This window comes from Mesorhizobium sp. LSHC412B00 (assembly GCF_000503035.1).
Lineage (GTDB): Bacteria > Pseudomonadota > Alphaproteobacteria > Rhizobiales > Rhizobiaceae > Mesorhizobium.
Genome location: NZ_AYWB01000024.1, coordinates 1 through 22040, shown reverse-complemented (window position 1 = coordinate 22040; position 22040 = coordinate 1). Strand labels below are relative to the sequence as shown.

At 63.7% G+C, this 22040-nt stretch carries 20 protein-coding genes; 10 read left to right on the top strand and 10 right to left on the bottom strand.

The window, feature by feature from the left end; all coding sequences use genetic code 11:
- Nucleotides 1–30: 30 nt before the first annotated feature.
- From X757_RS138290 to X757_RS138310, 5 genes are all read left to right on the top strand, one after another.
- A complete protein-coding gene (locus tag X757_RS138290) occupies nucleotides 31–1527 on the top strand; it encodes a sugar ABC transporter ATP-binding protein (protein ID WP_050588083.1) in 1497 nt (498 codons plus the stop codon).
- Nucleotides 1524–2516: a ribose ABC transporter permease gene (locus X757_RS138295; RefSeq protein WP_023701287.1), complete on the top strand. Its 993-nt coding sequence runs from the start codon at nucleotides 1524–1526 to the stop codon at nucleotides 2514–2516. The genes X757_RS138290 and X757_RS138295 overlap by 4 nt, the downstream gene beginning before the upstream one ends.
- Before the next feature lie 76 nt (nucleotides 2517–2592).
- The gene (locus X757_RS138300) at nucleotides 2593–3531 is read left to right on the top strand and encodes an ABC transporter substrate-binding protein (RefSeq protein ID WP_023670567.1); all 939 of its coding nucleotides are present in this window, start codon (nucleotides 2593–2595) and stop codon (nucleotides 3529–3531) included.
- Nucleotides 3532–3597: 66 nt separating this feature from the next.
- On the top strand, nucleotides 3598–4491 hold the full coding sequence (locus tag X757_RS138305) for a sugar phosphate isomerase/epimerase (protein WP_023707957.1): 894 nt from the start codon (nucleotides 3598–3600) through the stop codon (nucleotides 4489–4491).
- Between the two features lie 620 nt (nucleotides 4492–5111).
- A complete protein-coding gene (locus tag X757_RS138310; protein ID WP_023670565.1) occupies nucleotides 5112–5354 on the top strand; it encodes a DUF768 domain-containing protein in 243 nt (80 codons plus the stop codon).
- 27 nt (nucleotides 5355–5381) lie between these two features.
- On the opposite strand, the gene X757_RS138315 is transcribed toward X757_RS138310, so the two are convergent.
- Together X757_RS138315 and xseA are read right to left on the bottom strand one after the other, a co-directional pair.
- Nucleotides 5382–6500 carry a P1 family peptidase gene (locus X757_RS138315; protein ID WP_023727723.1) on the bottom strand — a complete coding sequence of 373 codons (1119 nt, stop codon included), beginning with the start codon at nucleotides 6498–6500 and terminating at the stop codon, nucleotides 5382–5384.
- An 8-nt stretch (nucleotides 6501–6508) separates the two neighbouring features.
- Entirely contained in the window at nucleotides 6509–8182 is a 1674-nt protein-coding gene (xseA, locus tag X757_RS138320) for an exodeoxyribonuclease VII large subunit (RefSeq protein ID WP_023727722.1), read from the bottom strand.
- Between the two features lie 91 nt (nucleotides 8183–8273).
- Here xseA and X757_RS138325 point away from each other — a divergent pair, with 91 nt between their 5' ends.
- Nucleotides 8274–10472 carry an EAL domain-containing protein gene (locus tag X757_RS138325; protein ID WP_023827913.1) on the top strand — a complete coding sequence of 733 codons (2199 nt, stop codon included), beginning with the start codon at nucleotides 8274–8276 and terminating at the stop codon, nucleotides 10470–10472.
- Nucleotides 10473–10478: 6 nt separating this feature from the next.
- Here X757_RS138325 and X757_RS138330 read toward each other — a convergent pair whose 3' ends face one another.
- Nucleotides 10479–11435 (bottom strand): LysR substrate-binding domain-containing protein, encoded by a 957-nt coding sequence (locus tag X757_RS138330; protein ID WP_023670561.1) that lies wholly within the window; start codon nucleotides 11433–11435, stop codon nucleotides 10479–10481.
- A gap of 178 nt (nucleotides 11436–11613) precedes the next feature.
- Here X757_RS138330 and X757_RS138335 point away from each other — a divergent pair, with 178 nt between their 5' ends.
- A complete protein-coding gene (locus X757_RS138335) occupies nucleotides 11614–11904 on the top strand; it encodes a DUF1127 domain-containing protein (protein ID WP_023670560.1) in 291 nt (96 codons plus the stop codon).
- Nucleotides 11905–12138: 234 nt separating this feature from the next.
- Here X757_RS138335 and X757_RS138340 read toward each other — a convergent pair whose 3' ends face one another.
- The 4 genes from X757_RS138340 to X757_RS138355 all read right to left on the bottom strand — a co-directional run bounded on the left by X757_RS138340 (nucleotide 12139) and on the right by X757_RS138355 (nucleotide 16189).
- A complete protein-coding gene (locus X757_RS138340; protein WP_023727720.1) occupies nucleotides 12139–13197 on the bottom strand; it encodes a DUF937 domain-containing protein in 1059 nt (352 codons plus the stop codon).
- A 90-nt stretch (nucleotides 13198–13287) separates the two neighbouring features.
- Nucleotides 13288–14661 carry a glutamate--cysteine ligase gene (locus X757_RS138345; RefSeq protein ID WP_023727719.1) on the bottom strand — a complete coding sequence of 458 codons (1374 nt, stop codon included), beginning with the start codon at nucleotides 14659–14661 and terminating at the stop codon, nucleotides 13288–13290.
- Between the two features lie 114 nt (nucleotides 14662–14775).
- On the bottom strand, nucleotides 14776–15510 hold the full coding sequence (locus X757_RS138350; protein WP_023704473.1) for a 16S rRNA (uracil(1498)-N(3))-methyltransferase: 735 nt from the start codon (nucleotides 15508–15510) through the stop codon (nucleotides 14776–14778).
- Between the two features lie 31 nt (nucleotides 15511–15541).
- On the bottom strand, nucleotides 15542–16189 hold the full coding sequence (locus X757_RS138355) for a hypothetical protein (RefSeq protein ID WP_023692351.1): 648 nt from the start codon (nucleotides 16187–16189) through the stop codon (nucleotides 15542–15544).
- A gap of 86 nt (nucleotides 16190–16275) precedes the next feature.
- On the opposite strand from X757_RS138355, the gene X757_RS138360 reads away from it, so the two are divergent.
- Nucleotides 16276–16974, top strand: coding sequence for a type 1 glutamine amidotransferase (locus X757_RS138360; protein ID WP_023727718.1), 699 nt, complete (start codon nucleotides 16276–16278; stop codon nucleotides 16972–16974).
- A gap of 277 nt (nucleotides 16975–17251) precedes the next feature.
- Complete coding sequence (locus tag X757_RS1000000167270) at nucleotides 17252–17392, top strand: hypothetical protein (protein ID WP_006206855.1); 141 nt, start codon at nucleotides 17252–17254, stop codon at nucleotides 17390–17392.
- Here X757_RS1000000167270 and X757_RS138365 read toward each other — a convergent pair.
- Genes X757_RS138365 through X757_RS138375 form a run of 3 tightly spaced genes read right to left on the bottom strand, consistent with a single transcriptional unit; the run spans nucleotide 17389 to nucleotide 20158 of the window.
- Nucleotides 17389–18156, bottom strand: a complete 768-nt coding sequence (locus X757_RS138365; RefSeq protein WP_023727717.1) for a metallophosphoesterase family protein — start codon at nucleotides 18154–18156, stop codon at nucleotides 17389–17391. The two genes, X757_RS1000000167270 and X757_RS138365, sit on opposite strands and share 4 nt — an antisense overlap.
- Before the next feature lie 55 nt (nucleotides 18157–18211).
- Nucleotides 18212–19348: an alpha-hydroxy acid oxidase gene (locus tag X757_RS138370; protein ID WP_023727716.1), complete on the bottom strand. Its 1137-nt coding sequence runs from the start codon at nucleotides 19346–19348 to the stop codon at nucleotides 18212–18214.
- Between the two features lie 12 nt (nucleotides 19349–19360).
- Complete coding sequence (locus X757_RS138375) at nucleotides 19361–20158, bottom strand: FCD domain-containing protein (protein ID WP_023692349.1); 798 nt, start codon at nucleotides 20156–20158, stop codon at nucleotides 19361–19363.
- A 205-nt stretch (nucleotides 20159–20363) separates the two neighbouring features.
- Between X757_RS138375 and X757_RS138380 the strand changes: the two genes are divergently transcribed.
- Nucleotides 20364–21686, top strand: a complete 1323-nt coding sequence (locus X757_RS138380) for a DUF3422 family protein (protein ID WP_023727715.1) — start codon at nucleotides 20364–20366, stop codon at nucleotides 21684–21686.
- Nucleotides 21687–22040: the final 354 nt, after the last annotated feature.

Below are 22040 nucleotides of genomic sequence, written 5' to 3'. Positions count from 1 at the left end.
GCCGAAGTCACGCGCCGGCCAGTGCTGGAAATGCGGCACATCTCGAAGACGTTCGGGCCAGTCCGCGCCTTGCAGGACGTGTCGCTGACCGTCCATGCGGGCGAAGTCCATGCGCTGATGGGTGAAAACGGTGCCGGCAAGTCGACTTTGATGAAGGTGCTGTCCGGCGCCTATCGGCCTGATGCCGGCGGCGAGATACTGATTGACGGCGTGCCGGTCGCCACCGGCGACCCGATCAAGGCGCGGGCTCACGGCATTGCGGTTATCTACCAGGAACTGTCGCTGGCGCCCAACCTGACGGTCGCGCAGAACATCTTCCTCGGCAATGAGCCGAGGCGTTTCGGCATCGTCGACCGCGACCAATGCTACCGGCGCAGCAATGAGATCATCAAGCGTCTCGGCGTGTCCTTCTCCGCACGGGCTCAGGTTTCCAGCCTGTCGCTCGGCGAGCGTCAGCTGGTCGAAATCGCCCGCGCGCTTTCGACCAGCGCGCGCATCATCGTCATGGACGAGCCAACCACCTCGCTGACCTCGCGCGAGACCGACCGTCTCTTCGAGGTCATCGCGACGCTGAAGTCGCAAGGCATCGCCATCATCTACATCAGCCACCGCATGGAAGAGGTCTACCAGTTGGCCGACCGTGTCAGCGTGCTGCGCGACAGCGGCTATGTCGGCACACTCGAGCGTGCCGAGCTGAACGCCTCGCGCCTCGTCTCGATGATGGTTGGCCGCGACCTGTCCGCTTTTTACAGGAAGGATCATCGCCCGCCGGACAACAAGCGCGCGGTCGCCTTGTCGGTGCGCGGCATGGCGGACGGCAATCTCCTGAAGAACTGCTCCTTCGAACTGTACAAGGGCGAGGTGCTGGCTCTGGCTGGCCTTGTCGGCTCGGGCCGCACCGAACTCGCGCGACTGATCTTCGGTGCCGACAGACGCATCGCCGGCACGCTGGAACTCGACGGCAAGCCCGTAACCATCGGCTCGCCAAGCGAGGCACTGAATGCCGGCATCGCCTATCTCACCGAAGACCGCAAGGAGCTCGGCCTCTTTCTCGACATGTCGATCTCCGACAACATCAGCATGGGCGTGCTGGCCAGGGATGCGCGGCCCGGCGGCTTGCGCGATTTCAAAGCCGCCGAGAGACGTGCTGCCACTGCCGTTTCGGATCTCTCCATCCGCACCAGGTCGGTACAGGCCAATGCCGGTTCGCTGTCGGGCGGCAACCAGCAGAAAGTGTTGCTTGCCCGCCTGCTCGAGACCGAGCCGCAAGTGGTCATCCTGGATGAACCGACGCGCGGCGTCGATGTCGGAGCGAAGTCGGAAATCTACCGGCTGATCGACAATCTCGCCAAAAAGGGCATCGCCATCCTGATGATCTCCAGCGAACTGCCGGAGGTGATCGGCGTTGCCGACCGCGTGCTGGTAATGCGCGACGGCACGATTGCCGGCGAGGTTACGGCGTCCAAAGACCAGCCGCTGCGCCAGGAAGCAATCATGGAACTTGCAACGGGAGCGGCCAAGGGATGACCGACAAGGCGACCGAGATCAGTGGCCAGGTTGTCGGCAGGAGCCGGCGGTTGCGCACCGCCTTCGCCGCCCTTGGCATGCTGCCGATCCTGATCCTGCTGGCGGTCGGCTTCCAGTTGATGAACGCGCGCTTCTTCACCCAGACCAATTTGCTGATCGTCATGCAGCAATCGTCGATCAACATCGTGCTGGCAGCGGGCATGACCTTCGTCATCCTGACCGGCGGGATCGACCTGTCCGTCGGCTCGATACTTGCCGCCTCGGCGATGGTGGCGGTGATGGTGTCGCTGGTGCCCGATTGGGGACTGCTGGGCGTGCCGGCGGCCATTCTCGTCGGCCTCGGCTTCGGCGTCATCAACGGGCTGCTGATCGCCTATATCAGACTGCCGCCCTTCATCGTCACGCTGGGGTCGCTGACCGCTGTGCGCGGCGTCGCCCGCCTGCTCGGCCAGGACACCACGGTGTTCAACTCGGACCTGCCGTTCGACTTCATCGGCAACGGTTCGCTGTTCGGCATTCCGTGGCTGGTCATCATCGCCTTGTCGATCGTGGTGCTGTCCTGGCTGGTGCTCAAGCGCACCGTGCTCGGCACCTGGATCTATGCCGTTGGCGGCAATGCCGAAGCGGCGCGGCTGACCGGCATCAAGGTGCCGCTGGTGCTGCTCTTTGTCTATGGCGTTTCCGGCCTGCTGGCCGGCCTTGGCGGCGCCATGTCAGCGGCCCGGCTCTATGCGGCCAACGGGCTGCAGCTTGGGCAGTCTTACGAACTCGACGCCATTGCCGCGGTCATTCTCGGCGGCACCAGCTTCGTCGGCGGCGTCGGCTCGATCTGGGGTACGCTGATCGGTGGCCTGATCATAGCGGTGCTATCCAACGGGCTCATCTTGGCCGGTGTCTCGGACATCTGGCAGTACATCATCAAGGGATTGGTCATCATCGTGGCAGTCGCCCTCGACCGCTACAGGCTCCAGGCAGGAGCGAGAACGTGATTGACCTTGGTCGCCGGCGTAAACGACCGGTTTGTGTAACGCACCGTGAGAGGCGCGGGGCAATTGGAGGAAAGCAATGAAGACCATCGCTAAACTGCTCTGCGGCGTCGCACTCGCGGCCGCCGCCATCGCGCCCGCATCGGCCAAGGACCTCAACAAGGTCGGCATCTCGGTCGGCCTGCTCGGCAACCCCTTCTTCGTCGCCACCATCAAGGGCATCGAGGACGCAGCCAAGAAGATCAACCCAAAGGTCGAGGTAACCTCAGTGTCGGCCGACTACGACCTCAACAAGCAGGTCTCTCAGGTCGATTCCTTCATCGCCGCCGGGGTCGACGTGATCATGCTCAATGCGGTCGATGCCAAGGCGATCGGCCCGGCGGTGAAGAAGGCGCAAGCAGCGGGCATCGTCGTTGCCGCCTTCGACGTCTCGGCGCCAGGCGCCGACGTCACCGTGATGACCAACAACGTCAAGGCCGGCGAAGAGGCCTGCCAGTATCTGGTCGACCACACCGGCGGCAAGGGCGACTACGTTATCCTCAACGGCCCGGCGTCGTCGTCGATCCTGGAGCGGGTGAAGGGCTGCAAAGACGTCCTTGCAAAACACCCCGACATCAAGATCCTCTCCGACGACCAGAATGCCGAAGGCTCGCGCGACGGCGGCCTGAAGGTCTTCCAGTCGCTGCTCACCCGCTTCGACAAGATCGATGCGGTGTTTGCCATCAACGATCCGACGGCGATCGGCGCCCAGCTTGCGGCCAAGCAGCTCAATCGCTCGGAGTTCATCTTCACCGCAGTGGATGGCGCTCCCGATATCGAGAAGGAACTCGCTTCCGGCACCTCGATGATCAAGGCCTCGGCTTCGCAGGATCCCTACGTGATGGCTGGCCAGTCGCTGACGATGGCGGCTGAGCTGCTTGCCGGCAAGAAGCCGGCGGAGCCGACCGTGCTGCTCGACCCGAAGCTGATCACGGCCGAGAACCTGAAAGACTACAAGGGCTGGACCGCAGCCCGCTAAGCCTCCCAAGGCCGATGCGGCCGGGGCAACCCGGCCGCAACTCAATTCCAGAAACGGGAGACGATCATGTCGCGCATCGGTATTCATTCCTTCGTCTGGTCGGCGAGTTCGGCGCAAGGCGACCTCGAACGGACGCTGGCCAACACCAAGGAGGCCGGTTTCGACCTGATCGAGTTCTCCTATCTTGACCCCGCCAATGTCGACGTTGGCGGGCTGGCCAGGCGCATCGCCGACCTCAAGCTTGGCGTGGCGATCAGCATCGGCCTGCCGGCCGACGGCGACATTTCGAGTGCCGACAAGGCGGTTGCCGCGCGCGGCGTCGAGATCCTCAACGAGACGATCGCGCTCACCCGCGATCTCGGCGGCCAGAAGATTGGCGGCATCCTCAGTACCAGCCACGGCTTGCAGACGCAGGCGCCGACGCGCGATCAGTGGAACCGCAGCGCGGGTACACTTGCGAAGGTTGCGGAGACGGCCAAGGCCGCCGGCGTCACGCTCAATCTGGAGATCGTCAATCGCTTCGAAAGCAATCTTCTCAACACCGCTTCACAAGGCCTGGCCTTCATCGCGGACACCGGCTCCGACAACATCTTCCTGCATCTCGATACCTTCCACATGAACATCGAGGAGGCCGATGTCGGACTGGCTATCCGCCATGCCGCTGACAAGATCGGTTATGTCCATATCGGCGAGAGCCATCGCGGTTTCCTCGGCACCGGCAATATCGACTTTGCCGCCATCTTCGATGCGCTGACCGCGATCGGCTATAGGGACGACCTCAGCTTTGAATCCTTCTCGTCGAAGATCGTCGACGAGAACCTGTCACGGAAGACGGCGATCTGGCGCAATCTGTGGTCCGACAATATGGAATTGGCCCGGCATGCGCGCGCCTTCATCTCAATCGGTCTGGAGACGGCGCAGCGAAAGGCAGAGCTTGTTGCATCGAGACATCGTCCTTAGCAGGAGCGCGCTGCCAAAGCGCCAATGTTGTCGTTCATCCGGCCCGCGCCTTACGTGCAAGGAATCGACGTCGGAGGCGCTGAGTGTGGCGGAGGCAGTCGAGCGGGGTGACGCTGACGAGAGCTTTCTGATTTTGGCCCACGAAACGCAATAAATCAACATCTTCATACGCCCTCCGGGGCCATCCGATCTCCATACTGGACGGGGATGACGTTTGACACAGCGCGGCGGAAAGAAGCAGGATGGCTGATAGAGTCGACATCGCATAATGATGTCACTATATAGCGGCGGCTTCGACCGTGTAGCTGTGGCGGTGTACCACGAAGCAGCAGAAAATGTGTTACGCGTTGTGATCCCTATTGTGATACAAATCGGCCGTCGACAGCAGGAAAAGATCGTAAGAACAATAGCATAGAGCCGAAGCCGATCCCGGCCAACGTACCACTCTATCAAACAATCAGAACGTGCTCATTGAACCCTTCCCTTCATTCGGCTCTTCGGACCTCCGACAAGATCAACTTGCCGGGCGAAGCCGACTCGGTTCGAATGGCAGCATGCATCCTTTACCGGGTGCGGACGTTTACGGTTACCAACCGGCATAGCCGCCAGGGAAAAGCAGTATGAGTGAACATGCGATCGAGTTCTTGCGCGGATGGATCGGTGAAAAGGTCCACTGCCAGCACTCGCCGGTAAAGATCGAGAAGCAGGCCGAGACCCTCGCCAAGGAGTGCGCGGCCAAGGCCGCTGAGGTCGGCATTCCGCTGGAAGATATCCAGGAAGAAGTCGGCGACATCCAGGAACTGATCGCATCGCGGCTCGAAGAGGCGGCCGAGGCCGACCAGAGCAACGCGGCCAAGCCGTGACGCAACAGGCCCGCCAGGCCTTGTCCTCTATCCAAATCGATCTTTCAGCCAGGCCTTCGGCAGCGCCGGCACGAAATTGCCGTCGCGTCCGCTCATATCCTCATTGGCGACCATTGCATTGAGGATCGCCTCCTCTACGCCTTGCGCCACCGCATCGAAGAACGGATCGATATCGACGTCCGGGATGTAAGCGGCGTTTGCGGTTCGTCCCGACGGTGCAAGTGCTGCTTGCGGATTGGCGGTGGTGAAGGCCAGAAAAATGTCGCCCGAACTGTGGTAGCCGAAGCCGCCTGTCATGGCGATGCCGAGCGGCACGCGCTTTGCCAGCCGCTTCATCTGGTGCGGCAGAAATGGCGCATCGGTGGCGACGATGGCGATGATCGAGCCCTTTTCGGCACGCGGCGTGCCTTCGCGCATCGCCGGCTCTACCAGATCGGGCCCGACGCGGGCGCCGCGCAGTGTGAAATTGCGCCGCTTGCCGAAATTCGCCTGCACGAATACGCCGACCGTATGCCTGATGCCCTGCCACTCGACGATGCGCGATGCCGTGCCCGAGCCGGCCTTGAAGCCAAAGGCAATCATGCCGGTGCCGCCGCCGACACTGCCTTCCTCGATCGCTCCACCGGCGGCACCGTCGAGCGCGGCTTCGACATCTTCGAAGCCGACGTGATGACCGTTGATGTCGTTGAGGAAACCATCATAGGTCTCCGCCGCAACCGGCAGGCCCCAGCCGCTGTCGAGCGCCGCCGGCAGCACGCGTTGCATCCAGCGCAGCGTGCCGTCGCGGGTAACGCCGCAGGAATGCGTGTTGGTGATGGTGACCGGCAGGTTGAAGGCGCCGACTTCCTCGATAATGTGCGACCCCGTCAACTCGCCATTGCCGTTCTGGCTGAAGACACCGGCAAACACCGGCGTGGCGAGCTCAGCCGACGGCCGCGGCAGGATGGCGGTGACGCCGGTGCGCACCGGCCCCGTGCCAACCTCGAGCAGACCCTCGCCGGAAATCAGCGTCGCATAGCCGACCGATACGCCGGGCACATCGGTGATGGCGTTGAAGCCGCCCGGCGTGCCCTCGAAGGTAATGCCGAAAGCACGCGCGCGCGGCTTGCCCGCCGGCGTTTGAAGATGCGGGTCATGTCCGGTCATGCGGTCCTCTAAAAAAGCGAGCCCTGATTGCCCGGCTCTTTCGGTTTGCTGGCCGTCGGCTTTGCGGCGGGTTTGCTGGCGGGCGGCGTGGCCGCTGGTTTGGCAACGGCCTGCACCCGCTCGGCGTCGCCGGTCGCGACTGCATTTACGATGCCGTCGGCGAACTCCAGCTGCAGGCCAGCGCCCGGCGCCACATCAACTGCCAGTTTGATCACCGCGCCGCCGGCATCCTTGACCAGCGCGAAGCCGCGGGCCAGCACAGCCTTGTGCGACAGCGTTGCCATCAGCCTCTCGGATTGGACGATGCGGCCGCGCAGTCGCTCCAGCCTGAGCAGTACCGCTTGCGTGCCTCGTCTCGTCAAAGCTGTCAGAAGATCCCTCTGCACGGTTTGCCGCCGTGCCGTTGGCTCGATCGTAATGCGGCCTTGCAGCAAAGCCAGTTGCTGCCTGTGCCGTTGCAGGGATGCTTTCGCACATTTTGGCAACTGATCCGCCGCACGATTCAACTCCGCGCGCCGGGCTCTCGCCAATGCGCGCAGCGCCCCCTGGGCGCGCAAAAGGTTGCGGTCGTTGGTGCGTCGCGCCTCGGCAATTCGCCGCGACAGCGTTGCCGGAGTGAGCTTCACGGCGAAGAACCGAGCTTGCTTTCTTTCGGTGGAGACCATCAGCCCCCGGCTAAGCCGGCTGGCCGCCTCGTCCAGCCGCCGTCGCGGCAGCGCCAGCAACTGGTCGGGCGAGGGCAGCGCGCGGGCGGCCGCACGCGAGGCCTGCCGCTTGCGTTCGAAATTGCGCAAGGTGGCTGCTTTGAGCCGTGCGCCAAGACTGGCTAGTGTCGCTTCGAGGTCCGCTTTCACCGGCACCGCGATCTCCGCCGCACCTGTCGGCGTGGGTGCCCGCATGTCGGCGACGAGATCGATCAAGGTCCAGTCGGTCTCGTGCCCGACGGCCGAAATCACCGGGATGCGCGAGGCGGCGACGGCGCGCGCCAGTCCTTCATCGTTGAACCCCCAGAGGTCCTCGAGGCTGCCGCCGCCGCGCGCCACGATCAGAAGGTCGGGCGGCACGATCGCTCCATCCCAGGCCAGCGCGTTGAAGCCGTTGACGGCCGCCGTCACTTCCGCCCCCGCCGTCTCGCCCTGCACTCTTACCGGCCAGACCAGCACATGCAGCGGAAAGCGGTCCTTGATGCGATGGATGATGTCACGGATCACCGATCCGGTCGGCGAGGTGACGACGCCGATGGTGCGCGGCATGAACGGCAGCCGCCGCTTGCGGCCGGCATCGAAAAGTCCTTCGGCCTGCAGTCGCCGCTTGCGCTCTTCCAAAAGCGCCATCAGCGCCCCGGCGCCGGCGGGTTCTAGATTGTCGATGACGATCTGGTAGTTGGATTTGCCGGGATAGGTGGTGAGTTTGCCGGTGGCGATCACCTCCATCCCCTCTTCGGGACGGAATTTCAGCCGGCTCATCGTGCCTTTCCAGACCACGGCATCGAGCCGCGCGCGGTCGTCCTTCAGGGTGAAATAGGCATGGCCGGAAGAGTGCGGCCCGCGATAGCCGGAAATTTCGCCGCGCACCCGCACATGGCCGAAGACATCCTCGACCGTGCGCTTCAGCGCGCCGGAAATCTCGCTCACCGTGTATTCGGTGGCATTGGTTCGTGATTCGGATTCTGCGTCGCTCATCGGCCGATTGAGCGGCTGTTGTCGCTCCGCGTCAAGATTCCATAACTTGATCTTAAGCCTGTCCTGATTGACTCTGGGCCAAGGAGGACGCATGAGCGCCCGCAGACAACGCAGCCCGTTGACGTTCCAGGTCACCCTGACGGTGCTGACGCTTGCCGTTTTTGCACTGGCCATCGTTGTCGGCTTCGGCCTTTACGCCACCATGCAGGCCGACCGGGTCTCGCTCGAGCGGCAGAAGGTTTTCCTGGCCAACGGCCTGCAGGACCAGATCGCCGCGGTAAAGCGCGAGCAGGAAAGCGTCGCCGTCTGGGATGATTCCGTTATCAACGCCAAGGCCGGCAACCAGACCTGGATGGCAGAGAATCTCAGCGTCTGGATGTCCTCGTATTACGGCCACAACCGGGTCTATGTGCTGGACGACGCCAACCGGCCGGTCCACGCCATGCGCGAAGGGAAGGTCGTGTCGCCTGCCGTCTTTGGCGAGGACGAACCCGCTTTGCGGCCGACAATCGCCAGGTTGCGCCAGATGATGAGCAAGGACGCAAGCCAGGCCGGCGCAAAATTCGTTGCCGACGATCTGGTCTCGCTTGGCGGTCAGCCTGCCATACTCAGCGTCATGCCTCTGGTGCCGAGTTCGGATCGCGTCACCCAGGCATCCGGCAGCGAATATCTGCATGTCTCCATAGAGTTCATCAACGACGCGGTGATCGGCAAGATCGCGCAGAAATATCTTCTGGCGGGGGCGCATCTCCTGCCGATGGCTCAGCCGCTTGGCTCGGCTGCCATTCCGCTTATCGACAAACAGGGTGTCATCCTCGGCTATATTGCCTGGGACCAGGAACGGCCCGGCCTGACGCTGGTGGGCAAGGCCAGCCCGGCCCTGGCTCTGGCCGCGCTGGTTGCGGCGAGCGTGCTCGCCTTTCTGCTCCGGCGTCTGCGCCGTGCGTCATCGGCGCTGCAGACCAGCCAGGCCCAGGCGCAATATCTCGCCTTTCACGACACGCTCACCGGCCTGCCCAACCGGGCACTGTTCGAGGACAGGCTGCGGCGTGCCTTGCTTACCTCCGGCAATGAAAGCAAGGTCGCGCTGCTTTATCTCGATCTAGATCGCTTCAAGCATGTCAACGACACGCTTGGTCACCCGGCAGGCGACGAACTCGTGCGCCAGACGGCGGCCAGGCTTCACCATGCTGTTCGCGACGTCGACACGGTGGCAAGGCTGGGTGGCGACGAATTCGCGGTAATCCTGATCGATGTCCGCGACGTCAGGAACGCAGAGGATATTTCCGAGAGGGTGCTGCAGAAACTGCAGGAGCCGTTCAAACTGATGGACGATCAGGTCTTTATCAGCGCCAGCATCGGCATAGCCTTGTCGACAGGCCCTGATGCCGATGCAGACGATCTGCTGCGCAAGGCCGACATCGCGCTCTACGAAGCCAAGAAGAACGGCCGTGGCCGCTACCAGGTCTTCGCCGGCGACATGGACGACCTTTTGCTGCGCAAGCGCAAGGTCGAGAGCGAGCTGCGCAGCGCGCTGAATGGCGGCACCGGTATCAAGCTCGCCTACCAGCCGGTCTTTGCCAGCGATGGCAAGACCATTGTCGGCGCCGAGGCGCTGATCCGCTGGGCGCATGAGGTCCATGGCGCACTGCCGGCGGCGCAGTTCATCGCCATCGCCGAGGAACGCGGCATGATCGGGCAGCTCGGCGCATGGGCCCTGCTGGAAGCCTGCCGCTTCGCCGTGAAGACCAAACTGCCGTGGCTCGCCGTCAATGTCTCGCCGCTGCAATTGCGCGACGCCGGCTTTGCCGAAGAGGTTGCCTCGATCCTCGCCGAAACGGGACTGGCGCCGAAGCGCCTGCAGCTCGAGATCACCGAAAACGTTCTCCTGGAAAACAACGACACCACCAGAGCGGCTCTGGCAGCCTTGCGCCAGTCCGGCGTCGGCATTGTGCTCGACGATTTCGGCACCGGCTATTCGTCGCTGAGCTATCTGCGCCGCCATGCCATCGACAAGCTCAAGATCGACCGCTCCTTCGTGCGGCTTCTCGACGGCGACGGCAATTCGGGCGCCATCGTCAAGGCGCTGATCGATCTCGCCGGCGCGCTCAAGGTCGAGGTCACCGCCGAGGGCGTAGAGACCGAGGTGCAAAAGGCGCTGCTGGTCGCCATGGGCTGCCAGCAGCTGCAGGGCTACCTCTTGTCGCCGCCGCTGGAGCCGGCGCAATTGGTGGCGCTACCCGGCCTGTCGTCGGCCAACGCAACGACGGAGGCGGCAGCGTCGGCCTGATTGTTCCTACCAGCCAGGCAGGATCTGGTTCGGCTTGCTCCGCTTCATCTTGGCGAAGGCGAGCGAGGCAAAATCGAAGCTTCCCGTTTCTTCGCCGAGCGGCACGGAAATATTGTCGAGGCTTTCCGAGATGTGCCGGGCCAGCGCGTCGACGATTTCGGGCCGCGAGGTCTGGCCGCGCATGATGCCGATGCGGCAGTCGGGCAGGGCGCCAAAACCGTCGGCTTCGCCCAGCACCCGCATGCCGGGCCGCAGCGCGCATTCCGGCAGCACCGAGATCGCCAGCCCCGACAGCACCGCGGCGGTGATGACGGTCGCCGAGAAGCTGGTGAACAGGATGCGATAGTCGCGGCTTTGCCGGTCGAGCACATCGACGGCGGCGCGCCGCCAGATGCAGTTCGGCCGGCCGAAGGCCATCGGCAGCACTTCCTGTTCGTGCGTGGCATGGTTGGCCGAGGTCACCCATAGCAGCGGCTCGCGCCGCACCACTTCCGACTGGCCGCGCGTGTCGTTGTGCGTCACCAGCGCAAGATCGAGATTGCCGCGCTTGATATGCTCGACCAAGCCTGGTGTCGGCTCGCAGATGACGGTCAGCTCGACGCGTGGGTTGGAGCGCGTGAAGCGCGCCATGATCTCGGGCAGGAACCGGTCGGCATAGTCGTCGGGGGTGCCGATTCGGATGGTGCCTTCGAGCCGCTGGTCATCGAAGGCGGCCAGCGTTTCGCGGTTGAGATAGAGCAGGCGGCGCGCGTAGGAGAGCAGCTTGTCGCCTTCCTCGGTCAGCCTGTTGGTGCGGCCGTCCTTTTCGAACAGCGGCTTGCCGATCCGCTCTTCCAGCCGGCGCATCTGCATCGACACCGCCGATTGCGTGCGCAGCACTTCCTCGGCCGCGCGGGTAAAGCTGCCGGTATCGGCAATCGAGATGAAGGTCTGCAACTGGTCGAGATCGAGTGGCGCTTTCATCGGTCCAATCCATCACTAGCGTTGATGCTAAAGATTAGAAACATTCGTTGGATTAATCAATCGGTGCGTGGCAAATTCACATTGTCCACATGAAAGCATGTGAATCGAGACCGGAACGGCCGCTGTCCCCAGCGCCGATCGCCTGGTCTTGTCCAGTTCGAGTCTGAAGGAGACCGACATGACCACGTTTGATTTCGCCACCGAGACCTCGCGCATCACCTCGCGTCCGGCCGTTGCGACGCGCGTGGCCAACACCCTTCTCAATGCCTACCAGGCCTGGAAAAATCGCCGGGCCTTCTATCGCCTCGGCGAGATGTCGGACGCCGAACTCGCCGATATCGGCCTGACGCGCGCGGACCTCCATGTCGCCATCGATGTGCCGTTCGGCGCCGATCCGACCGTGAAGCTGCGTGCGATTGCGAGCGATCGTGCCGATACGATCGAAGATCTCGCCCGCCAGATAGCGTGATATCGGGCGCATTGTTTCGGTTGCCGTGAACCTTTCTCAGGCTCGCCGCGACCAACGAGTATAGCAGGCTCCCCACTCCCTGCCGGTTCCCCGCCGGCCAGCCTGCACACTGGCCCGGTCCTCCTCCAGGACCGGGCTTTTTCTTTTAAAGCTCCGTCGTCATCGTGCGGTCTGCGCCGCGTCGCTTCGTTCCTTGCTCCGAAGCCGCGAAGGTCAGCGCCCAACTACCGCCAACTACCGCCGGTCCATGTCCCGCTTGAACTGGTCGAAGATCGTTTCCACGCCCTTCTGATAGTCGTCGCGCTGCTGGGCGCCGGTCTCGAACATCTTGCCGAAAATATCGTCGAACGGATTGCGTGGCCTGCCGCTCGGATTGGCCTGCGGTTGCGGCGCCTGGCGCTCCTGCGGTGCCTGTCGCGGCTGGGGTGCTTGCGGCTGCTGCGGCGCCGGCTGCCCACCGGGCAGGCCGAAGCCGCCACCACCGCCTTGCCGCATCATCTCTTCAAAAATCTTGCCCAGCGGGTTGTCGCCGTAAGGGCTCTGCGTCTGTTGCGGCTGTGCTGGTTGCTGCGGCCGGCCCGGCGGTTGCTGTGCCGCGCCACCGCCGAACATGTCCTGCAGCACTTTGCCGAGCGGATTGTCGCCATAGGGGTTGGGCGCCTGTTGCGGCTGGCTTTGCGGCTGTTGGGCGCCGCCGCCGAACATGTCCTGCAGCACTTTGCCCAGCGGGTTCTCACCGTAAGGATTGGGTGCTGGCGGCGCAGGCTGTGCCCCGCCGCCCGCCTGCCGCATCATCTGTTCGATGATCTCGCCGAGCGGATTGCTGCCGCCGCCGAAGCCACCGGCGGCCTGCATCTGACCCCCGGTCAACTGGTTTGTCGTCTGCTTGAACAATCCGCCCATCACCATCGAAGCGATGGCCGGCAGCATCTGCTGCAGGATCTGCTGGCTGACGCCGGTCGCCTGCGCGGCCTGGCTGGCCACCGCGCGCGACAGCTCCTTCGAGCCGAACAGATGACCCAGAATGCCATTGCCCTCATTGACGCCTTGCGGTGAGAAAGCCCTGGTCGCGTCCTCGAAATATTTCGCGTGCTGGCCGCTCGCCATCGCCGTCATGAAGGCGCCTAGCCCATAGGGATCGGCGGTGTTGCGTTGCAACCCTTGCGAGAAGGCCGGCAGCAGAGCCGCGACAGCCGCCTGCGTCTGCTGCATGGAAAGCCCGTACTGCTGGGCAAGCGCCTGCATGCCGTTGCCGTTCTGCGCCTGCGCCAATATGTCGAACAAGGTAGGCATCGGTTTCTCCTCCCGGAAATCCTCCAGGGAGAACCTAGTTCGTTTCGATGTTCGATTGAAGCGGCTTTTGCCGCTGCTCAAGGCGCGACGCTAATACGCATATTCCATGAACACCGGCTCGATCGAGCCGCCCCAGCGCGTGTGGTAGGCCGACAGCATTTCCTCGGCACTGGTGGTACCGCGCGCCACGACTTCGTCCAGCGTGTTGAGGAACGAAGTCTCGTCATAGCCGTCGCGGTTCTTCCTGCCGCGATTTTTCAGCCCAAGGCGCGAAATGGTCATTACATCGCGGCCGATCTCACGCAGCGTCGTGTTGCGGAACGGCGCGGAAATGCCTTGTTCCGGCACCGCATTGCGCATCGCCAGCGTTTCTTCATAGGTCCAGCTCGAAGTCAGCGCCTCGGCGGCGTCGAGCGCGGCCTCGTCATAGAGCAGCCCGACCCAGAAGGCCGGCAGCGCGCAGATGCGGCGCCACGGCCCGCCATCGGCGCCGCGCATTTCGAGGAAGCGCTTCAGCCTGACGTCAGGGAACAGGGTCGACAGATGGTTCGCCCAGTCGCCCATGGTGGGCAGTCCGTCCGGTACTTCATTGCGGGCAACGCCGGCCATGAACTGGCGGAAGGTGATGTGCGTCATGTCGTGATAGTGGCCGTCGCGGATGACGAAATACATCGGCACGTCGAGCGCCCATTCGACATAGTCGGCAAAGCCGAACTCGGGCGAGAAGCAGAATTCGAGCAGGCCCGAGCGCTGGTTGTCGGTGTCGCGCCAGATGTCGCCGCGCCAGCTCTGCAGTCCGTTCGGCCGGCTGTCGGTGAAGGGCGAGTTGGCAAACAGCGCCGTCGACAGTGGCTGCAGCTTCAGCGACACCTGCATCTTGCGGCGCATGTCGGCTTCGCTTTCGAAGTCGAGGTTCACCTGGATGGTGCAGGTGCGATACATCATGTCGAGACCCTTGGTGCCGACCTTGGGCATGTAGCGGGTCATGATTTCGTAGCGCGATTTCGGCATTTTCGGCGTCTCGGCCAGCGACCATTTCGCGCTGCCGCCGAGGCCGAGAAAGCGGATGCCCATCGGCTCGGCGATCTCGCGTACCTGCGCCAGATGCGCATTGCCCTCGCGACAGGTCTGGTGGATCGTTTCCAGCGGCGCGCCCGACAGCTCGAACTGGCCGCCCGGCTCGAGCGAGATCGCGCCCTGGCCGGTCGGCTCGACCAGGCCGATGATGCGGCCGTCATCGATGATCGGGTCCCAGCCGAGCTTTTGCTGCATGCCTTCGAGGATGGCGCGGATGCCGCGCTCGCCGCCATAAGGCACCGGCGCGTTGCCGTCGACATAGAAGGGGAACTTCTCGTGCTCGGTCCCGATGCGCCACTTGTCGCGCGGCTTGTTGCCTTCGGCCAGATGCTCGACCAGTTCGTCGATGTCTTCGATTGGCCGGAAATCGGTTGTGTCGCGCGCCATGGGGCCCCCTCTGCGGCTCTCGGAGCCCGCCGGCGCTAAATGGACGAAATGTCAGCAGCCGATCAAGCGAAAAATCCTGAGCCACAGGTCAACAGGAATTGATCTTTACGCTTCTTACCAGTCTCCGACCGTCGCCTGCATCACCGCAAGCGCCGCTACAGCTGCTGTGTCAGCGCGCAGGATGCGCGGTCCGAGCGGGATGGCAGTGACGAAGGGGAGCGCCCGCAGCATCTTGCGTTCGTCATCGGAAAAGCCGCCTTCCGGCCCGACCAGCAGCGCCAGCTTCCTCTCAGGTATTGCCTGTAATGCCGGCAGCGGGTTGTTGGTCGAGGCATCCTCGTCGCAGAAGATAAGCCGGCGTTCCTTGTCCCAGCCGGAGAGCAGGCGCTCGAATTTCTCGGCCTCGCGCACTTCCGGCACCGCCAGTATGCCGCATTGCTCGGCCGCCTCGACGACATTGGCGCGCAGCCGGTCGATGGAGGGTTTTGCCACTTGCGTGTGCTGGGTGATCACCGGCTGCAGGATGCCGGCCCCCATCTCGACCGCCTTCTGCACGAGATAGTCGAGCCGGCCCTGTTTCAGCGGCGCGAAGCAATAGATCAGGTCAGGCAGGGGCGGTTGCGGTCTCTGCGAGGCCAGCACCTTCAGCCGCACCGCCCTTTTCGACCTGGTGGCAATCGCCGCCGACCACTCGCCGTCGCGGCCGTTGAAGACCAGGATCTCGGCGCCTTCGCCGAGCCGCAGCACATGCATGAGATAATGGCTCTGCTGCTGGCCGGCATCGAATTCGATGCCCGCCGCGAGGTCGTCCGGCACGAACAGCCGCTGCATCTTGTAATTGGCGCGCATCGCCGAGGAATGGGCGAGGCGGTGCCTGGCGTCAAGTCTCGGCGGAACGATGCCACACCGGTTCAAAACCGTGCCGCAGCACCGAAACGGTCGTGGCCGGTGTGAGCAGGCGCAGCGACCGGCCGGCAAGGCTGTCGAAGGCCGCCGCATCGCCATAGCCTGCGAACGACCAGGGCAGCGCGTTGCCGCCGCGCAGCGCATAGGCCGAGCCGCCATCCGCGATCATCGCTCCGTCCGGCAATTCGGCAAGCTCTCCCATGGTGACATCAGGTGGCTTGCCGCCGGAAGCCAGCCGCTCCTTGTGCAGCCGCTTGTCCACCATTGGCGCGCGCGGTTCGTTTACACCGAAGACTTTGCCGAAACGCCCGACAAAATCCGTGGCTCGCTCACGCCGGCAATAGAAACAGGGACGGTGCCCGGCGGCCAGCGCCGTCACCTCGTCGAGGAAGAACAACTCGGTCCAGCCGGCCCTGCCGCCCGGCCTGTTCCTGCCCATCGGCTCGCGCCGCACATTGCGGAATTGGCAGACGCAGATGATCCAGGCCGGCAAGGCCCAACGCTTTTTCAGCAGCGTCTTGGTCTCAGGATCGTGGATGATGCCGCGATTGCCGGTGAACAGGCCGCGCTCGGATATGGCATGGATGGCGCCGAACGGATCGACCCGGTTCTGCAGTGGCATAGCTCTCTCCCGAATATGCATCTTGGCTGCAATACGGGCGACATGATATCGCTCGTCGCGTCATTTCATGTCAGCAGGGTTTTGCGATGCGGGTGCTGGTGGTCCAGAACTACGACAACACCGGCCTTGGCCAGGTTGGTGCCGCGCTCGCCGAAGCCGGCGCCGATCTCGACCTGCGCCGGCCTTACAAGGGCGATGCGCTGCCGGACGACGCGACCGGACACGATGCCATGGTGATGCTTGGCGGCGGTCAGAATGCGCTGGCCGACGATGACTACCCGTATTTCCCGGCGCTGCTCGAACTGACCCGCGATTTCGCCGCCAAGGATCGCTCGGTTCTCGGTATCTGCCTGGGCAGCCAGTTGGTTGCCCGCACTTTCGGCGGTGAGAACCAGATCGGCGCCGCCTCGGAATTCGGCTGGCACAAGGTATCGCTGACGCCGGACGCCAGAACCGATCCGGTGCTTGGCGCACTTCCCCAGGATTTCCCCATCTTCGAATGGCACGACGACACTTTCGCGCTGCCGTCAAATGCGGTGCGGCTTGCCGGCAGCGAAATTGCTGAGAACCAGGCGTTCCGTATCGGCCGCGCCGTCTACGGCTTCCAGTTCCATTTCGAGGCCGACCGGCCGATTGTGAGGGACTGGAGCGCATCCTTCGCGCCGCTGATTGCCGATCGCCATCCCGACTGGCACGATCGCCTCGACAGCGAAATGGCTCTCAACGGCCCCGAGGCTGATGCCGCGGGCTTGGCCATTGCCCGCGCCTGGGTGGCGACGATCTGAACCCAGCCAACGCGCGGCCGTTGCATAATTGGCACGCGGCGGGGAATCTGCCGGGGACAACTTCTTTCGTCCTTGGTTTGTGGCCGAACGCCATCCTACAAGGCGCGCGCTATGCATCGGCAATGCAACCGCGATGAACCTTCTGTGTGATCCGCGCGACACACCGCCGATACAGAATCGACCTACAAGCGCGAAATCGTCGAAACTTTGAGACGAATTCTCGGTTTCAACCCATTGGTAACCGCCTCGTGCCCAGATGCAGGAAGCTCAACTAGAGATGACGTCCGTGAAAGCAGCGCTTCTGTCCTTTGTCATGCTGTCTGCCATCGTTTTGTGCGGTCTCGGCATTTATTCCGCCGATGCGGCCAACAACCATCAGGCCGTCGACGGCTACGGCGTCACCGCCGCGCTTCGCTAAAACGCTTTTCCCTGCACAGTCAGGATACGCTTGTCCGCGCCGTCCACGGCGAGCGCGCTGAGCATGCCTGACTGCCAGGCGAGCGTGTCGACATTGACGCGGTTCGGCATCACCTCCGCCTCCGGCACCGGTGTGTGGCCGTGTACGATCACCTTCGGGTAAAGCCCTGGATGGTTGTGGAAGACGTCGCGTATCCAGACCAGATCCTGCGGGCTCTGGCTCTCCAGCGGCACGTCAGGCCTGACGCCAGCATGGCAGAAGAAGAAATCACCTGATATCAGTGACAATTGCAGCGACCGCAGGAAGTCGACATGGGCTTGCGGTACAGCATTGACCAGTGCCTGATGTCCCCGCCGTAACGCCTCGGCCTTGCCGAACCAGCTTGCGTGTCCCGCTAGGTCGACGCCATAGGATTGTGCCGTCTGCACGCCGCCATAGCGGATGAACAGCCCTTCCGGGTCAGGCTCGTCGAGAAAATCGAGGAAGCCGATATCGTGGTTGCCGGCGAGCATCAGATGCCGTGGATTGCGTTTCTGTGCCTCGATCAGGAAGTCTATGACGCCCTTGGACTCTGGTCCGCGGTCAACATAGTCGCCGAGGTGGATGACGCGCCAATCGCTGGTCGGCTTGTATTCGAGTTCGCTCTCGATGCGGCGATGCATGGCGGCGAGCAGATCGAGCCGGCCATGCACGTCGCCGATCGCATAGAGGCGCATGCCATCGGGCGCGCGCGCGTCGAGGTAGTGGATGCCGGTCTCGATCAAGGCGGCTTCGTCTCCGTGATCCAGCGAGGCTAGGGTCTAATCGGTGAACAAGACCCTATCGCCGCAACTGGTCCTTGCCCATCTCGGTCACCAGCCGTTTGCCGCACAGTGCCAGCGTGATGTCCATCTCCTTGCGGATGATGTCCAGCGCCAGGGTCACGCCTTGCTTGCCCATGGCGCCCAACCCGTACAGGAACGGGCGGCCGATATAGGTGCCCTTGGCGCCGAGGCAAAGCGCCTTCAGCACGTCCTGGCCCGAGCGGATGCCGCCGTCCATATGCACCTCGATCCTGTCGCCGACGGCATCGGCGATCTCTTCCAGCGCCATGATTGACGACGATGCGCCGTCGAGCTGGCGCCCGCCATGGTTGGAAACGATGATGGCGTCGGCGCCGGTCTCGACCGCCATCAGCGCGTCCTCCTTGTCGAGAATGCCTTTCAGGATCAGCTTGCCGCCCCAACGTTCCTTGATCCAGGCGACATCCTTCCACGACAGATGCGGGTCGAACTGCTCCGTCGTCCACGATGCCAGCGAAGCGACGTCGCCGACGCCCTTGGCATGGCCGACAATGTTGCGGAAGGTGCGGCGCTTGGTGCCGGCAATGCCCATCAGCCAGCGTGGCCGCATGGCGATGTTGGCAATGTTGGCCAGCGTCATCTTGGGCGGCGCCGACAGCCCGTTGCGGACATCCTTGTGGCGCTGCCCCAAGATCTGCAGGTCGAGCGTCAACACCAGCGCCGAGCATTTTGCAGCCTTCGCCCTGTCGATCAGGTCGAGCACGAAATCCTTGTCGCGAAGCACGTAGAGCTGGAACCAGAACGGCTTCTTGGTCACCGACGCGACATCCTCGATCGAGCAGATGCTCATCGTCGACAGCGTGAACGGCACGCCGAATTCCTCTGCCGCCTGCGCGGCCAGCATCTCGCCATCGGCATGCTGCATGCCGGTCATTCCAGTTGGGGCAAGCGCCACCGGCATCGCCACTTTCTCGCCGATCATGGTCGATTCCAGCGAGCGGTTGCTCATGTCGACCAGTACGCGCTGACGGAATTTTATCTTCTGGAAGTCCTCTTCGTTGGCGCGGTAGGTGCTTTCGGTCCAGGCGCCGGAATCGGCATAGTCGAAGAACATCTTCGGCACCCGCCGGCGCGCCAGGTCCTTGAGATCGGCAATGGTGAGGATGTCGCTCATGGTGGTTCCTCGTTAGCCAGTCGTCTTGAAGCCGTCGTCGGCGTCGGAGCGCTGCTTAAGCCTGAGCCGCGACACGCGCTGCCAGTCGCCGCTGCGTTCGGCCTCGAGCATCGAGCGCTCGACATAGGAGATATGGTCCATCGCCGCTTGGCGGGCAGCTGAGGGATCGCCGGCCTTCACGGCTTTGTAGATCGCGCCGTGCTGGGCCAGCAGCGCCTCGCGCGCTCCGGGCACGCTGAACACCAGAAGCCGGTTCTGGAACACGCCTTCAGACAGCAGCCGGTAGCAGGAGCGCAGCGTGTGCAAGAGGATGATGTTGTGCGCGCATTCGCACACAGCATGGTGGAACTCGACGTCGATTTCCGCCTCGTCGTCGAAATCGCCGGTGCGGTGCGCCTCGTCCATGCGCGCCACGATGCGGTCGAGCAGCGCAATGTCGTCCGCTGTCGCGCGCCGCGCCGCATATTCGGCCGCAACACCTTCGATCTCGCGGCGGTATTCCAGATAGTCGGTCACCGCCTTGCGGTGCATCGAGATGAGGTCGGTCACCGGCTTGGTGAACAACTGGCCGATGACGTCGGCGACATGGGTGCCGCCGCCGGCCTTGGTGATCAGCAGCCCGCGCCCTTCCAGCGCCTTCAGCGCATCGCGCAGGATCGGCCGCGACACGTCGAACTGGCGCGCCAGCTCGCGCTCGCCCGGCAGCCGGTCGCCGGTGCGCAGCACGCCTTCAAGGATCAGGCTTTCGATCTGCTGCACCACCTCGTCGGCGGTGCGCGAATGCTCGATCCTGGAGAAAATATCGCTCAACGGGGGCCTGGGAAATTGAACCGGCGTCGCGCAAGATAAAGCCAGCGTCGCCAACTGGTCAAATTATTTATCCAATTTGCCCAATCGGGTCGGTCTGCGCGTCGCGCCGGCAGGACCTACGATGCTAGACTTTGGTGTTTACGCGCCTCATGGATTGCCTTTAGAGGACGCCATCACACGAAGGGTCGAGAACAGGGGGACCACCGTGTCGGACGAGACGTCCAACCTCGAATTCCAGCCGCGCGCCCAGGGCAGCGTGATGGGCTTTCCCGCGCATGAGGGACGGCCCGGCGCGATCGGCGAGGTCCATGCCCGGCCGCATCCGCTGATCGAGAAGCCGCGCGTGCTTGTGCAACTCGCCTTCATGACCGAGGGCGGCTCCAGCGTCGACATGGCCGTGCTCTCCGAACTGTCGCGGCGCCTCGGCATCGCGGCGCCCGACCGTCATGCCCGCCACCACGCCATGAAGTGGGGCAAGGGTACGCTGCGCTGGGAGCGGCATACGGAATTCTCGACCTATCTTTGGGAAGGGCCGCTTGCCGAAAGCGGCAGGGCGCAGGAGGATTCTCCTTTCGGCAACGGGTTCTCGCCGCCGGGAACGGTGATCTCAGGCATAAGGCTGGAGATCCGCAAATGGACGCCGGCAAGCGAGAAGCTGATTGCGGCCTTCGACCCGACGAGCCTCTGCTATTCGCTGGTCGAGCGCGGCAATGCGGCCATCGTCACCGATTTCCGCCAGGACGGCGACGGCCTGACCCGCATCCTGGTGCTTGATCGCGGCCTGACGCCGGCGCGGACCGGCGCGCTGTCGCAGCGGCTGATCGACGTCGAGACGTATCGCACGCTTGCCATGCTCGGCCTGCCGCTGGCGCTGACGCTGTCGGGCCGCGCCCGCCGCATTGAGGACCGGCTGGCGCAGACCACGCTGGAAATGAAGGTCGCTGAAACCCGCGACAGCCAGACGCTGCTCGCCGACCTGACCGAGCTTGCCGCTGAACTCGAGGCTGATGCCGCCTCCAGCCTCTATCGCTTCGGCGCCAGCCGCGCCTATGACGGCATCGTTGTCGAGCGGCTGGAAGCGCTGGACGAAGAAGCCGTGCCCGGCTACGACACTTGGGGCGGCTTCCTGCAGCGGCGGGTGGCACCCGCCATGCGCACCTGCCGTTCGGTCGAGGAGCGCCAGGCCAACCTGTCGCGCAAACTAACCCGCGCCACCACGCTGCTGCGCACCTGGGTCGATGTCGAGGTCGAGAAGCAGAACCGCGATCTGCTGGCGTCGATGAACAACCGTGCCCGGCTGCAACTGCGGCTGCAGCAGACGGTGGAAGGCCTGTCGGTGGCGGCAGTGTCCTACTATGTCGTCGGCCTGATCTCCTATCTCGCCAAGGGCGCCTCGATCTTCGGCCATGCCTTTGCACCGGAAGTCGTCACGGCCGTCGCGGTGCCGGTCGCCATCCTGCTGGTCTGGTGGGGCGTGCGGCGAGTCAGGCGGATGCACTCCGAGCCGGCGAAACATCCGGGGGAGTAGGAGCGCACTTTACCATCCCCCTTGTGGGGAGGGTCGATCCGCATAGCGGATCGGGGTGAGGGTGCTCGTAAAGAGCTTTCGTCGCGCGGACCCCCACCCCGCTCACTGCGTTCGCGACCCTCCCCACAAGGGCATAGGCGCTAAGATAGGTATTGCCTTGCGGAATCGGGTGTGATTCTACACTGCGATGACACACGAATCGCTTGTTGATGACGGCTGGGCCGAGACGATTGAGCTTCTGGGCGGCGAAGAGTTGATCGCAGGAAGTGCCCGCGAGACGAAGGCGTTCCTGCGCCCGCGCGGCGTCAGGTCGGCGAGCGACCTGTTGCGCCTGACACTGGCTTACTGCCTTGG

Excerpts from the sequence above, each read along its gene's own strand:
- X757_RS138340 (WP_023727720.1), bottom strand. The coding sequence starts at position 13,197 with ATGCCTACCTTGTTCGACATATTGGCGCAGGCGCAGAACGGCAACGGC.
- X757_RS138310 (WP_023670565.1), top strand. The coding sequence starts at position 5,112 with ATGAGTGAACATGCGATCGAGTTCTTGCGCGGATGGATCGGTGAAAAG.
- X757_RS138325 (WP_023827913.1), top strand. The coding sequence starts at position 8,274 with ATGAGCGCCCGCAGACAACGCAGCCCGTTGACGTTCCAGGTCACCCTG.
- X757_RS138360 (WP_023727718.1), top strand. The coding sequence starts at position 16,276 with ATGCGGGTGCTGGTGGTCCAGAACTACGACAACACCGGCCTTGGCCAG.
- X757_RS138335 (WP_023670560.1), top strand. The coding sequence starts at position 11,614 with ATGACCACGTTTGATTTCGCCACCGAGACCTCGCGCATCACCTCGCGT.
- X757_RS1000000167270 (WP_006206855.1), top strand. The coding sequence starts at position 17,252 with ATGACGTCCGTGAAAGCAGCGCTTCTGTCCTTTGTCATGCTGTCTGCC.
- X757_RS138330 (WP_023670561.1), bottom strand. The coding sequence starts at position 11,435 with ATGAAAGCGCCACTCGATCTCGACCAGTTGCAGACCTTCATCTCGATT.
- xseA (WP_023727722.1), bottom strand. The coding sequence starts at position 8,182 with ATGAGCGACGCAGAATCCGAATCACGAACCAATGCCACCGAATACACG.
- X757_RS138295 (WP_023701287.1), top strand. The coding sequence starts at position 1,524 with ATGACCGACAAGGCGACCGAGATCAGTGGCCAGGTTGTCGGCAGGAGC.
- X757_RS138350 (WP_023704473.1), bottom strand. The coding sequence starts at position 15,510 with ATGCGCGCCAATTACAAGATGCAGCGGCTGTTCGTGCCGGACGACCTC.
- X757_RS138370 (WP_023727716.1), bottom strand. The coding sequence starts at position 19,348 with ATGAGCGACATCCTCACCATTGCCGATCTCAAGGACCTGGCGCGCCGG.
- X757_RS138300 (WP_023670567.1), top strand. The coding sequence starts at position 2,593 with ATGAAGACCATCGCTAAACTGCTCTGCGGCGTCGCACTCGCGGCCGCC.
- X757_RS138305 (WP_023707957.1), top strand. The coding sequence starts at position 3,598 with ATGTCGCGCATCGGTATTCATTCCTTCGTCTGGTCGGCGAGTTCGGCG.
- X757_RS138315 (WP_023727723.1), bottom strand. The coding sequence starts at position 6,500 with ATGACCGGACATGACCCGCATCTTCAAACGCCGGCGGGCAAGCCGCGC.
- X757_RS138345 (WP_023727719.1), bottom strand. The coding sequence starts at position 14,661 with ATGGCGCGCGACACAACCGATTTCCGGCCAATCGAAGACATCGACGAA.
- X757_RS138355 (WP_023692351.1), bottom strand. The coding sequence starts at position 16,189 with ATGCCACTGCAGAACCGGGTCGATCCGTTCGGCGCCATCCATGCCATA.
- X757_RS138290 (WP_050588083.1), top strand. The coding sequence starts at position 31 with ATGCGGCACATCTCGAAGACGTTCGGGCCAGTCCGCGCCTTGCAGGAC.